The organism is Aquirufa esocilacus (assembly GCF_042715595.1).
Classification (GTDB): domain Bacteria; phylum Bacteroidota; class Bacteroidia; order Cytophagales; family Spirosomataceae; genus Aquirufa; species Aquirufa esocilacus.
Genome location: NZ_JBBKXX010000001.1, coordinates 667,033 through 680,752, shown reverse-complemented (window position 1 = coordinate 680,752; position 13,720 = coordinate 667,033). Strand labels below are relative to the sequence as shown.

The 13,720-nt window shown below is 38.3% G+C and carries 8 protein-coding genes; 6 read left to right on the top strand and 2 right to left on the bottom strand.

Annotation, left to right across the window (positions count from 1 at the left end; all coding sequences use genetic code 11):
- Nucleotides 1-30: 30 nt before the first annotated feature.
- The 5 genes from SKC37_RS02950 to SKC37_RS02930 all read left to right on the top strand — a co-directional run bounded on the left by SKC37_RS02950 (nucleotide 31) and on the right by SKC37_RS02930 (nucleotide 10,490).
- Nucleotides 31-537 (top strand): T9SS type A sorting domain-containing protein, encoded by a 507-nt coding sequence (locus SKC37_RS02950; protein ID WP_377980030.1) that lies wholly within the window; start codon nucleotides 31-33, stop codon nucleotides 535-537.
- Nucleotides 537-5,993, top strand: coding sequence for a beta strand repeat-containing protein (locus tag SKC37_RS02945; RefSeq protein ID WP_377980029.1), 5,457 nt, complete (start codon nucleotides 537-539; stop codon nucleotides 5,991-5,993). The genes SKC37_RS02950 and SKC37_RS02945 overlap by 1 nt, the downstream gene beginning before the upstream one ends.
- A gap of 90 nt (nucleotides 5,994-6,083) precedes the next feature.
- The gene (locus SKC37_RS02940) at nucleotides 6,084-7,268 is read left to right on the top strand and encodes an AraC family transcriptional regulator (RefSeq protein WP_377980028.1); all 1,185 of its coding nucleotides are present in this window, start codon (nucleotides 6,084-6,086) and stop codon (nucleotides 7,266-7,268) included.
- Nucleotides 7,269-7,374: 106 nt separating this feature from the next.
- On the top strand, nucleotides 7,375-7,869 hold the full coding sequence (locus SKC37_RS02935) for a T9SS type A sorting domain-containing protein (protein WP_377980027.1): 495 nt from the start codon (nucleotides 7,375-7,377) through the stop codon (nucleotides 7,867-7,869).
- Nucleotides 7,869-10,490, top strand: a complete 2,622-nt coding sequence (locus SKC37_RS02930) for a hypothetical protein (protein WP_377980026.1) — start codon at nucleotides 7,869-7,871, stop codon at nucleotides 10,488-10,490. Before SKC37_RS02935 ends, SKC37_RS02930 begins: the two co-directional genes overlap by 1 nt.
- Before the next feature lie 25 nt (nucleotides 10,491-10,515).
- Here SKC37_RS02930 and SKC37_RS02925 read toward each other — a convergent pair whose 3' ends face one another.
- Nucleotides 10,516-11,319, bottom strand: a complete 804-nt coding sequence (locus tag SKC37_RS02925; RefSeq protein WP_377980025.1) for a ThuA domain-containing protein — start codon at nucleotides 11,317-11,319, stop codon at nucleotides 10,516-10,518.
- A complete protein-coding gene (locus SKC37_RS02920; protein WP_377980024.1) occupies nucleotides 11,316-12,686 on the bottom strand; it encodes a M20/M25/M40 family metallo-hydrolase in 1,371 nt (456 codons plus the stop codon). Before SKC37_RS02920 ends, SKC37_RS02925 begins: the two co-directional genes overlap by 4 nt.
- Before the next feature lie 165 nt (nucleotides 12,687-12,851).
- Here SKC37_RS02920 and SKC37_RS02915 point away from each other — a divergent pair, with 165 nt between their 5' ends.
- The gene (locus SKC37_RS02915) at nucleotides 12,852-13,571 is read left to right on the top strand and encodes a DUF4197 domain-containing protein (protein WP_377980023.1); all 720 of its coding nucleotides are present in this window, start codon (nucleotides 12,852-12,854) and stop codon (nucleotides 13,569-13,571) included.
- The last annotated feature ends 149 nt before the right edge of the window (nucleotides 13,572-13,720 follow it).

The following is a 13,720-nucleotide window of genomic DNA, read 5'->3' as shown; positions in this document are numbered from 1 at the left end:
GTAGTTTTAGATCTACCGTTCTAACACTGCATGAATCGTATTTTTTTCTTTTTACTATTTATCTCTGTTTTAAGAGCACCCGCTCAAAGTATAAGTCCCACAATAATAAATGTGGGAGGAGTAACAAGTAAAACGCTCGACTATAGCATAGGCGAATCTGCCTCCGTTGCCTATTTTCAAATTACTAATCAATTCAGTTTAAGTTCCGGATTCATTCAATCATTCACGCCATTAGTGACAGGTATAGTCAATCGTGTATTTGAAGCAGGTGAGGGTCTCGCACTTTTTCCTAACCCAGCTACCGATTATGTTCGGCTCAAAGGAGTTTTGTCCAAACCCGGTTTTGGCGAATTTCATCTTATCGACCAGCAAGGACGTATTCTTGAAACATATCCATCCATTTATTACATTAATTACCTCGAAAAGGAAATAAACATCTCCCATTTGCAAGGAGGTACCTATATCATTCGACTAATCTACTCGTCCTCAGACGATCTTAAACAATCTTTAACATTCAAATTCATTAAAATAAACTAATGAATAAATTATATACGATCCTCTTCTTATTCGTTTCATTCTTTGCCTTTTCCCAAAACAATGGCATTAATTTCCAAGGTGTTGGTAGAAATTCTTCAGGGGCGGTTTTAGCCACTCAGAAAATCAGCCTTCGCTTCTCTGTTATTCAAGGTTCTGAAACAGGAGCAGTCGAATACGTAGAATCCAAAGAGGTCATAACAAATGCACAAGGCATTTTCTCCGTGGTAATCGGAGATGGAACTCAAATCTCAAAAACGGGAAATTTCACAGATGTCAACTGGAAAATTAATCCAAAGTTCCTAAAAGTCGAAATGGATCCCGCTGGAGGCACCAGCTTTGCAGCGATGGGAACCACCCGTTTACAAAGTGTACCTTTTGCTTATTACGCAAATGGTGTAAATGCAGATAACATAGATGGCGTATTATCCGCTTCTCAAGGAGGAACAGGCGTCGCCTCGATCTCTGCCTTAAAAACGGCATTGGGTATAGATCAAATCAATAATACGAGTGATTTAGCGAAACCAATTAGCACCGCCACACAGGCGGCACTAGATACGAAGATTTCCACAGCAACATTTTCTACGACAGTTGCAATTAAGGCTAATATTACAGATGTAGAACTTAAAGCCCCCATTGAGTCACCCACATTTACCGGAACTGTTACAGGTATTACTAAAGCCATGGTAGGCCTTCCTTATGTAGAAAACACATCCGATTTATCAAAACCGATAAGTACGTTAACTCAGATCGCATTAGATTCCAAAGTTTCAACTAACACTTTTTCAACAACAGTTTCATTAAAAGAAAATACCGCAAATAAGTCCACAGCTGCTGATTTAGGTGGTGTATCACCAAGTGATATCTTATACCCAACACAAAAAGCAGTAAAGGCTTATGTAAATGCAAATGCGGCCAGTGGAGGGATTGCAGATGGAGGTATAATTAATATTAAGCTGGCCGATGGGGCAGTGAGCTATGCTAAATTTCAAAGTATACCTACCAATACGATTCTTGGTAATACTACCTCATCTACTGCTATGGTTCAGGCTATTGCAACAACAGGATCGGATAATGTTGTTTTGTCTACTAGCCCTTTAATAAATTCTCCAATTTTAGTAACACCAAATTTGGGAATTGCTACAGCCACTTCTCTAAATAATATAACAATGACTGCAGCTGGGGGTAATCCTGCAATATTGTCTGTAATTGGAACTGCATCAGTTAAAAGAGATAATAATGGAGATGATGCACCTAATCTGCGGTATGAAAATATTTTAACTGATGGAGTCGTAAGTTTAACAACTAGTCAATCCATTGAAGGTCAAAAAACATTTCAAAATAATTTAGTAATGGGCACAATGGGAGGCATTATTGGAACAAATACCCCCACTACTATTGATTTTGCCAATGGAAGTAGGATAGGAGATATACAAAATATTGATGCAGAGAACCCTGACGATTTGGGGTCTATTGATTTGTATGCGCCAGATGGAGCAAAATGGGTGCAATTAAATTATGCAAATAGAAATTATATAGCTCTTAAAAATAGTTCAATTAGTTTTTCGGTAAATGATAAAGAATGGAAATTGGGTGAATATGGTATAACTACATTGCCAGGACCTGTATTTTCAGGTGGAAATATTTATTTTAGCAATATTGGCATAACAAATTTACCAAATGCAAGTATTGAAAGTAATGGACCTTCATTCAAGATTAAAACAAGGAGTGAAACATTCCAAGAAGATGCTGATCATGTTGATTATGGAATTCAATTAAATTTTGCAGATAAAAGTAGAATAGATTTGCTAGATGATTTTATGGTTTCTTCCGTTACCGATACGGCTAATAAGCAATCTTCTAATTTAATACTTTCAAAGAATAGTTTGTCTTTTGATTTTTTTGATGAAGTCAATTCTAATGAAAATCATTGGGCTTTTTACGGTGATGATGGTTCTTCTTTATTTCCAGGAGAAATAAATGTTGATATTGGGGGTGTAAATATTTTTGAAGGCAATTTAAATTTAAGGCAAGGAAAATTTAAGGCAAATGGTACATTCGGAACGATTGGCGAAGTACTTACAATTGACAATAATGGATATCCTGTTTGGCAGGCTCCTCCAGTTTCTTCTGGAAGTGGCTCTATTGCTGGTATTAGTTCCATGAATAATTTAACAGACCTTTCTCAGTTATTTGCTGTTGGAACAGCCGGTGTCGATTTTAATATATCAAGTGCATCTGGCACACATACTTTCAACATTCCTGATGCGAATACAACTAATCGAGGATTATTAAATAGCACTGATTATACAAGGTTTTATAATAAGCAAGATGCAATGGATTATGTAACTGATTCTAGAGGAGGGTATTTAAGGGCCGTTGATTTTAATATTTTCAATAACAAACAAGATGCATTAACAAATCCATTAGTAGGTAATGGCTTAAATACAAACGGAGAAATACCATTTTTTAATGGTACTAATTCAATAAGTAGTGATCCTAATTTATTTTGGGATGCGACACATAAAAGAGTAGGAATTGGAACAAATGCTCCAGCTTCTCCATTAGAGGTGAGACAAGGCGATGAGGATGAATTTGGGATTTCTTTAATATCACATCCCAGAAGTGCTAACCATGCTAATGGTTCTTCTATTGGATTTTATTCAAATGTTATTGATGGCAACCCCTCAAGCACTTATAACGGTTCCTTTCAATTAGATGCAGATGGGAGTATGGTTTTTAGAACCATGCAAGGAGGGATGTATTTTGATAATGCTGGTACAGGATCAATGATATTTAGGATGGGTAATCCTAGTGCGAATATAGGGATGTCATTAAGTAACAGTGGAAATTTAGAAGTCGCTGGAACTTTAAAATTAGGTTCAGTGGTTTATCCAAAAGTGTCAGGGACTTTGGGTGATGTCTTAACTGCTGATGCTTCTGGTAATGCTATTTGGCAGGCACCTATAGGCACTAGTGTAGATGCAAATTCATTAGCAGGCTCGACGTTAAAATCAACTATCATTAATTCAAGTTTAACATCAGTAGGTACTCTAGCAAATTTATCAGTCACAAATCCTATCAATGGAAGTATTTTAGGAAATGCAGCAACAGTTACTACTAACGCTAATTTAACTGGAGTAGTTACAAGTGTTGGTAATATAACTTCAATTGCTACTGGTACTATATCAAATAATATGCTTGCCAATACTGCTGTTGCAAATTTGTCAGGGGTTAATACTGGAGATAATGCGGTTAATACAAGATATAGTTATTTAATTACGGATGTTGCTAATTTACTTGCAGCAAATACTGGAGACAATGCTATTAATTCTAGGTATAATAGTTTAGTTACTAATGCAGTACACTATGGAGATATAAAGCCATTGATGACAGGTTCAGATGGGTACAATGTAATAGGAATAAATGGGACTCGTTTACTTGATCTTCAAACAGGTATTTTAAAAAATACAAACGGCACGGGCGTTCCAAGTATTGCTGTGGCATCGGATTTTCCTACACTTAATCAATCTACCACTGGTAATGCGGCTACAACAACAAAATTTGCTATTTCAAGGAACATAAATGGAGTTGCATTTGATGGTACAGCAGATATTACGATTGCTGCTAATGCTGGAACGCTCACCGGGACTTCTTTAAATTCAACGGTAGTCAATTCAAGTTTAACATCCGTTGGAACTTTGTCAAATTTAACAGTAACAAATCCAATAAATGGAAGTATCAATGGAAATGCAGCTTCTGCAACAACTGCAACCACAGCGGGTACTGCGAGTACTGCAACAAAATTAGCAACTGCAAGAAATATAAATGGAGTTGCGTTTGATGGTAGTGCCGCTATAACAGTAACTGCAGATGCTGGTACACTTACTGGCACAACTTTAAAATCTACTATAATCAATTCAAGTTTAACTTCGGTGGGTACATTAATTAATTTATCAGTAACTAATCCCATAAGCGGAAGTATAACTGGTAATGCGGCAACTGCAACATTAGCAAGTTCCGCAACCAAATTTGCAACATCCAGGAATATAAATGGGATTGCTTTTGATGGTACAGGTGATATTACTGTTGCGGCGAATGCTGGAACTTTAATGGGGACTTCTTTAAATACAACTATTACAGGATCTAGTTTAACCAGTGTTGGTGTTTTAAACAATGCAACTGTAAATGGAAAAGTAATCGTTGGTGCCGCGACTGAATCTAGTAGTTCTGCAATATTGGAAGCAAGTTCAACAACGCAAGGTTTCTTGCCTCCAAGAATGACCATAGCTCAACGATTAGCGATTACAAATCCTGCACAAGGCTTGATGATTTATTGTTCCAATTGTGGTACATACGGAGAACCACAATACTATAATGGTAACAGTTGGATAAATTATGCGGGAACTGCAAGTTCAAAAGGCACACCTACTATTAATATAACTGTTGGCACTTATATTTTTACAGCAAGTACGCCACAAGGACCTAATGCCGCCACCAATACAGGAACAGGAAGTACTTACGCTTACACTTATGTTGGGACGGGGTCAACGACATATGCGTCAAGTTCAACTCGTCCAACCAATGCAGGAACTTATAGTGTAACTGTAAGTTTAAGTGCTAGTGGGGATGGTAATTATAACGCTGCAACTGCTAGTGCTGCATTTACTATTGCTCAAGCAATACCTACTGTAACGCCAACCATTGGCACTTATAATTATATTTCCGGAACACCACAAGGTCCAACAGCTGCTACGAATACAGGGACAGGAACTAGTTACACATACAGTTATACAGGAACCGGAATTACTACTTATGGTCCAAGTGCTACAAAGCCTACGGATGGTGGAACTTATACCGTAATAGCAACCGTTGCCACCAATGGAAATTATGCAGCATCAAGTTCTGCGCCTACTGCATTTAGTATTAAAACAAATTTGTCAGTAGGTAATACCTATGGCGGTGGTACTGTTGCCTATATTCTTAAAGCTGGAGATATAGGGTATGATGCAAACCAACAACATGGATTAATTATTTCAGGTGATTTAACACCTAATAATATTGTTTGGAGTAGTAACTATGGTACAATGGGATCTTCTGGTGGTGCAGGTATATATAATAATGACACAGGAATCGAGGATTTCCCTTCAGCTGATTTGCAGACTGGATTAAGTAACACCAATATAATTATAAATGTTGAAGGATCAGGAACAAGTTATGCCGCAGGAATAGCAAGAGCTTATACAGGCGGTAATTATACAAATTGGTATTTGCCTAGTGCTTCTCAAATGAATGCCATGAAAACAAACTTAAGTACACCATTTTCAACAAATTATTTTTGGACTTCAACAGAAGGAGGTGATTATGATGCCTATGCGTATTCTGTTCCTAATCGAGATGTCAGAGGTATAGATAAAATCTCTGCACAAGGTAAAGTTCGAGCTGTTCGGTCTTTTTAAAAAACAAGAATTTTAAAGACCAATAACCATTAAAAAGTAACCGATTAAAGGTATTTTCAATAAAAAGGAAGAAATAGTTACCTTTGATACATGATCGATTTAATGGATTTTTCGCAAGCAAGTATCATTTGTGGTTTACTCACGGTATATGTATTGTTATTTAAGAAAAATGCACTTCGATCCTTTTCTGATTACATCTTATCTTCCTTTATATTTTGTCAAATCTATGCAGCCATTCTATATTTACTCATCTACACTGGTAAAATAGTCTTTGTTGCTTTTTTATATAGAACAGCTGCTCCGTTTACGTTCTTAATACCACCATTAGGTTATTTGTATGTCAGGACTGTTTTATTTAATGAGCAGAAATTTAAAAGAATTGACCTATTACATTTATTACCATTTTTTTTCTTCTTAATTAACTATTTACCATTTTATTTCAGTCCAAATGACTTCAAATTGGACATTATTTCAAAAACAATTCAAGCAAAAACCTTTGCCGTTGAAAAACAGCTGGGACTTTTTCCTGAAACTATATTTTATGTTTTCCGTCCGATTCAATCTGTCTTTTATTTGATTTTCCAATGGGTTTTAATTTTTGAATATAAAAAAGCAAATCCGATTAAAATGATTGAAAACCAAATTAAATTGGTTATTCAGTGGCTGCGCGTTTTCACATTTGCAAATGCTTTAATCATTATTGGATACGTAATTACAATACCCATTTATTTTCTATTGAAAGAAAAATTCGACACGAAAGTGGTTCATATCATCCCTGAAATAATTTTAGGGGTAGGATTCTTTAGTATTTGCTGTTATTTATTGATTTATCCCCAGGCCTTAAATGGTCTTCCTTTTGTTAAGTATAAGGAAATTCATTCCAGCCTCTTAGAAAACGAAATGGATAAGATACCATTTATCTATCAAGACTATTCGAATGAGATAAAGTTGATAGAAAAATATTTTATTGAATCTCAAGCATATTTACAACCCAACTTAAGTATAAATCAAGTAGCTGTTGAAACGAAAATTCCAAGTAGAGAATTATCTTATATTATCAATAATCACTACAAAAAGCGCTTTAATGATTATTTAAATGAAATGCGTCTTAGGCATTTTTTGTCTAAGGTCGATTCAAAGACGCTCGATAATTTTACCATTGAAGCGATTGCTCTTGAATCGGGATTCTCTTACAAAAGCTCTTTCTATCGAGCTTTCAATCGATTCTATTCTTGCACACCATCCGTCTATTTTGAAAATAGCCTATTGAAATAATCGATTGATTCTGTACTAAATTCAGAACTTAGGACCGATCAATTTCAACTAGCAAACGTTCACCATTTCATTCATTGTAGTTTTAGGCAATCTGTTCTAAACATACATGAATCGTCTCTTAGTTTTTGCTTTATTTCTTCCACTTATAAGTACTTCTGCTCAAAGCATAAGTCCAATGACAGTCAATACAGGAGGAAATTTGGACTTCAGCATCGGGGAATCTGCCTCTATAAAATATTATCAATCTTCAAATCAAATCAGTTTAAGTTCCGGATTCATTCAATCCTTCACGCCATTAGTGACAGGAATTGTTAATCGTTTTTTTGAGGAAGGTGAGGGGATAGTACTATCCCCAAATCCTGCCACAGATTATGTTCGATTAAAAGGAGGTTTAGCTAAAGCAGGATTCGTCGAATTTCACCTCATTGACCTACAAGGTCGCTTTCTTAATACCTACCCAACCAACTATTATATCAATTACGTAGATAAGGAAATAAATATCACTCAATTACAAGAGGGCACTTATTTTATTCGACTGATCTATTCGTCCTCTGACGGCGTAAAACAAGCTTTATCCTTCAAATTCATTAAAATAAACTGATGAAAAAATCCCTTACTTTCCTCTTCATACTCGTTTCCTTCTTTGTCTTTTCCCAAAACAATGGAATCAACTTCCAGGGTGTAGGCAGAAACGCAGCAGGTGCAGTATTAGCCACTCAAAAAATTAGCCTGCGATTCTCCGTCATTCAAGGAACTGAAACTGGATTAATCGAATACGTGGAATCCAAAGAGGTCAACACAAATGCGCAAGGCATATTCTCGGTGGTGATAGGCGACGGAACCCAAATCTCCAAAACAGGGAACTTCACTGACATCAACTGGAAAATCAATCCTAAATTCCTTAAAGTGGAAATGGATCCCGCTGGAGGAACCAGCTTCGCAGCCATGGGAACAACACGCTTGCAATCCGTACCATTTGCCTATTATGCGAACGGGGTAAACGCAGAGAATGTAGAAGGTGTTTTGTCTGCTTCAAAAGGAGGAACAGGATTATCCTCTATTTCAGCTTTGAAAACGGCCTTAGGAATAGATCAAATCAATAATACGTCAGATTTAGCGAAACCAATTAGCACTTTGATGCAAGAGGCTTTGGATACTAAAGTAACTACAAACACATTCTCCACTACAATCACAACAAAAGAAAACACTGCAAATAAATCAACAGCAATAGATTTAGGCGGCGCAAATCCTAGTGACAATCTTTATCCATCACAAAAAGCAGTTAAAGAATATATCTCTGCAAATTCAGCTTCAGGAGGTATTGCAGATGGAGGAATAACATCGATTAAAATTGCTACAGGAGCGGTAACCAACGAAAAAATAGCCAATGGCGCTGTTTCTACACTATCGGGCATTAATACGGGAGATGAAACAGAAGCGAGTATTAAATCTAAGCTTGGAGTAAGTAGTATTTTTAATGGGGATTTTAATGATTTAACTAATAAACCTACAAAACTGCTGTGGCAAGATGCTAGCGATATTGATAAAGTCACTAGAGTATCTGTTTCAGAAAATGGGATCTATTTAAAAATGGAGGACCCTGTCAATAATTTATCTAACCGCTGGGTGTTTAATGATAATGGAGATTTAGAATTACCAGAAAACGGAACAATTATTTTATTTGACGGATACAATTCATTACCCCTTTCTAATCTACTTCCATATCCTACTTATACTGCAGGCCTGGTATTGACTGAGGATGGTAATGGGAATGCCATTTGGCAAGACAAAAGTGAATTTGATCACCTAGCTGTTTATAGTGACGGTAATAGCCCGGGCATTTTTTTACAACAAAATGATCCTACTGCACCTACCTGGATGAGAGTGGGTAATCAAGGAGGAGGAGCCGAATATGGCATAGTAGGCAGTAATGACCAGTTTTTTGATGATACGGTTCAAGGAGATATTGCCTTGAAAGCCTTTTCGAGTTCGAATGATAAGAAAATGTTTATTGGGGCAACTTTTGCAGGCCAAGCTAATTTAGTTTTATCCCCTGACGGTAGTATTATAGCAAATGGAAAAGTAAATGTGCCTGACATGACTATTGGAGATTCGTATTCCTATTCTTCAGCGGCACTTGCTATTAATTCTACGACAAAAGGATTTCTACCGCCTAGGATGGTTGAAAACGAAAAAAACAATATCGATTCTCCAGAGAATGGTTTAATCATTTGGTGTTACAATTGTGGAATAAATGGAAGTGGAGAACTTCAAATATTTAATGGCTACTCATGGGAAAGCATCAGTGGGGCCTCAAGTCAAAACTCAACCTACACGGCTGGGAGTGGATTGACCTTAACTGGAACCTCTTTTAGTATTGAATCTGGAGCCATATCAAGTACTTCCATTGCAGATGGCTCTATATCGAATATTGACATAAGTTCAGCAGCTGCTATAAATTATTCAAAATTAAATTTATCAAATTCAATTTTGAGTAGTGATTTAACTGCTGCGGCAATTACAACTAGTAATTTAGCAGACGCATCTGTAACTAATGCAAAGATATCCGGTCCCATTTCGGTTGCCAATGGGGGGACTGGAACAAGCACACTCACCCAAAATAATATTCTACTAGGCAATGGAACGAGTGCCATTCAATTGATAGCACCAGGTACTAGTGGTAATGTATTAACTTCCAATGGAACAACATGGGTTTCTTCCACACCAGTAACCTCAAACGCGTCTTCAAACACCTATTCTATAGGTTTAAATCCTGATTTAGGAGGTGTCGTTTTTTATCTAACACCTGATAATAAACACGGACTAGTTGTAGAGGAAATTGACCAATGTAATGCTTGCAGCTTTTTAGAAGCAGAAAATGCCATAAGTAATCCAAGTAATCACTCCACAAATGGTAAAAAATTTACAGATTGGCGTTTACCTACCATTTATGAATTACCAGTTATTAACAATGCCGTTGGATATAAGGCACCTGGCAATCTTTATAATGTAGCTAATTTTAACGGCGGCACGAACAGATCTCAATACTATTTTGTTTCCTTTTGGAGTTCTACAAAATACACCGACGATGCTAATAATTCAGATTTCGGTATTACTGGGTCAAAGACTAAAAGTTATTATTTTTCAAATGATACATTTGAATATTTATCAAACATCCATACCATATTAACGGTGCGAGTAAGAGCTATTCGTTCATTTTAAGTAGTACCCAATCACTTAATACCCTCTAAAACCTCAACCCATCATCCTTCCCCGTCGAGAAAGCCTTCGAGTAATCAATTTTCTTCACCTGGCCAGCGATGTAGTTAATCCCTTGCAAAAAGTGATTTAAATAGGTCGGTTCTTGGTAGTTTTCTTTCGCGTGGCCTAAAGTCGTTACCCAAATATGTCCACCTTGGAATTGTTGGGTCCAAACGGCTGGGAAATAATCGCCGTAAACGCCTTTGTGTTTCGTGATGAGGTCTTTTTGAGACTGATCAAGAGTGGTTACGTCATGCATCATTAGTGTTTGGATGCCTGGATAGAGTTCAAAGCCAAAATAGCATTCGTCTTCCTTCGTCCATTTTAAGGGGACACCTTGTAGGGATGGGTGGGAAGGGGCGATATTGATGACCGAAAAGGGTTGGAATTTCGCATGCCAAGAGAACGTTTCGCCTACCATCGATTTGAACCAGCTCCATTTGCGTTCTGTGCCCGTTACCGAGTGCACACCCACGAATCCGCCACCGGCTTCGATGTAGCGGCGGAAAGCGACGCGCTGAGCATCCGTGTCGAAGACGTCGTTGTTAGTGGAAGTGAAGATGATGACTTTGTATTGGGCCAAATTCTTTTCTTCAAAAACCAACGGATCAGCCGAAACATCTACTTTAAAGTGATTTTCAGAGCCTAACTTTTGAACTGCGACTACCGCAGAGGGAATATTATCGTGCACGTAGCCAGGGCCATTTTTCGTGTAGACAAGAACTGAATATGAAGTCTTTTGCGCGAATGCAGCAAAAGCAAAAAGCAGAAATAATGTCGTTAATCTCATTTTACGCCGTATTTATCGATTAAATAGATGATGGCCGCCATGTTCACGGCGCCTAAATGTAATTCTCTTTTGTTTACGTTTTCGAACACGTCCGTCTTTGCATGGTGCAGATCGAAATAGCGTTGGCTGTCTGGAATTAATCCCGCTAAGATGGATTCTTTATTGATGCCGGCCATCGGGGCAATGTCCGTACCGCCACCGCCAAAAGTAATCTCAGAACCATACGGCTTTAATAGGGGAGTCCAGGTTTGAAATTTAGCGAATTGAGCAGGAGAGGCCGTTATTCCGATGGAACGAGGAGTGAAGCCACCCTCATCGCTTTCGATGACAAAGATGTGGTTCTCCATGTTGATTTTAGCTTGGTTCGCATATTCTTTGCCACCGCGCGCGGCATTTTCTTCATTTGCGAATAGGACAAAACGAATCGTACGTTTTGGTTTGTAGTTTAACGCTTTCATGACGCGCAATACTTCCATCGTTTGGACGATGCCGGCGCCATCATCGTGTGCGCCCTCATTCACGTCCCAGCTGTCTAAGTGACCGCCTAGGGTGATGTATTGGTCTGGGAATTCGGATCCGCGAATTTCTGCAATTACGTTGTTGTCATCCGCATCTGGCAGAAAGAAACCGTAGGTTTGTACTTGGGTTTTGATGGTTCCTTTTTTGGCCAAAGCATACAACAGCTGAGCATCATTCGGACCTAAAGCCACCGCTGGAATCTTTGGATAAGCTTCATCATAGACCATTACACCGGTATGTGGCTCATTATCCGGCGCCGTGCTCAGTGAATGAATTAACACCGCCACTGCACCATATTTCGCGGCTCTACTCGCACCAGAACGGCGAAAAGCACCACTCTCGCCATATGCTTTAAACGTCTGAATCTTCGTAGGGTCAAAGACACTGTGGAAATACACAATCTTGCCTTTCACCTCTTCCTTGCGCTTCTCTAATTCCTCGAAACTAGCCACTGCGACCACTTCCGCCTCGATTAATCCATTGGAGCCTAACGAATTTCCTAAGGCAAAAGCCGCCAATGGCTGCATTCTCGCCTCCCCATTTACACCCGTAATCGCCACAAAATCATTCCCTCCACGCTTCCAATTAGGCACCTTGCACGGCTGTAAGAACACTTTATCTGGACTCATCGCCTCTAGGCTTTTCTTACCCCAAATCACCGCATTCTGTGCTTGCGGAGAGCCGGCTAAACGCCCACCTATCTTTTTGGTCAACTCATACAATAAGTCGTATGCCTTTCCATTCGTCATAATTTCGTCTGACATCTTTTTGATGAACAGACTATCGACATTAGATTGTGCGTTAGAAAAGAGGGGGAGAAGTAATAAGGGTAGGAAACGTAATTTCATAGACAGTTAATAAGTTTGTGTTTAAAGATAGTAATTATTCGGTAAATTAGTGGGCAGTGGGCAGTGGACAGTGGACAGGAGTGAATGAAATATTTCATACGATCATCCCCGCAGGGGATACCAACTTTATTCTTTATTCTTTGTGCTCTATTCTTTAAAATAAATATGAAAAAACTACTAATACTCTTAACCCTTTGTTCGATAAATGCCAAAGCCCAAAGCTTCCAAGGCATACTCAAAAAAGCCACCGAAATCGCTTCAGGTGCACAAAAAACAGGCTTAAGTTCAGATGATATCGCCAACGGCCTAAAAGAAGCCTTACGTGTAGGTGCCGAAAAAGGCTGCGCAAACCTGGCTAAACCGGATGGATTCTTCAAAAATGCTGCCCTTAAAATCCTCATGCCACCAGAAGCAGCTAAAGTCGAAAGTACTCTCAGAAGTGTGGGCTTAAACCAATTCGCAGATGATTTCATTCTCAGTATGAATCGTGCGGCAGAGGACGCCTCCGCCACCGCAGCACCCATTTTTGTGAACGCCATCAAACAAATGACTATTTCGGATGGATTGACTATTTTAAAAGGCGAAGAAACAGCAGCAACTTCATTTTTACGTTCAAAAACCGCTTCGGAATTGAAATCCAGTTTTAATCCCATCGTAAAAACATCCCTAGACAAGGTAAACGCCACCAAATATTGGGAAAAAGCCATCTCGGCATACAACGCTATTCCTTTCAGTAATAAGAAAATCAATCCAGATTTAAGTGCCTATGTAACAGAAAAAGCGATGGAGGGAATTTACAGCGAAATAGCCAAACAAGAGAAAGATATTCGGGCGAATCCGCTGGCTAGAACTAGTGATTTATTGAAAAAGGTGTTTGAAAAATAGTAAGACAAATGAAAATTTCGCCCATCCTGATTAAAAGCTATTTAGTATCTTTAGTTATTACCATCATGTTGGCAATAATTGATTCAGATCCTATTATAAGCTTTTCAAGTTTATTCATGGAAGTACTCATTCTTTCCGTATTAGGATTG

Bases quoted from the DNA above. Each gene is read 5' to 3' on its own strand.
- SKC37_RS02935 (WP_377980027.1), top strand. From the start codon at position 7,375: ATGAATCGTCTCTTAGTTTTTGCTTTATTTCTTCCACTTATAAGTACT.
- SKC37_RS02930 (WP_377980026.1), top strand. From the start codon at position 7,869: ATGAAAAAATCCCTTACTTTCCTCTTCATACTCGTTTCCTTCTTTGTC.
- SKC37_RS02915 (WP_377980023.1), top strand. From the start codon at position 12,852: ATGAAAAAACTACTAATACTCTTAACCCTTTGTTCGATAAATGCCAAA.
- SKC37_RS02950 (WP_377980030.1), top strand. From the start codon at position 31: ATGAATCGTATTTTTTTCTTTTTACTATTTATCTCTGTTTTAAGAGCA.
- SKC37_RS02940 (WP_377980028.1), top strand. From the start codon at position 6,084: ATGATCGATTTAATGGATTTTTCGCAAGCAAGTATCATTTGTGGTTTA.
- SKC37_RS02920 (WP_377980024.1), bottom strand. From the start codon at position 12,686: ATGAAATTACGTTTCCTACCCTTATTACTTCTCCCCCTCTTTTCTAAC.
- SKC37_RS02925 (WP_377980025.1), bottom strand. From the start codon at position 11,319: ATGAGATTAACGACATTATTTCTGCTTTTTGCTTTTGCTGCATTCGCG.
- SKC37_RS02945 (WP_377980029.1), top strand. From the start codon at position 537: ATGAATAAATTATATACGATCCTCTTCTTATTCGTTTCATTCTTTGCC.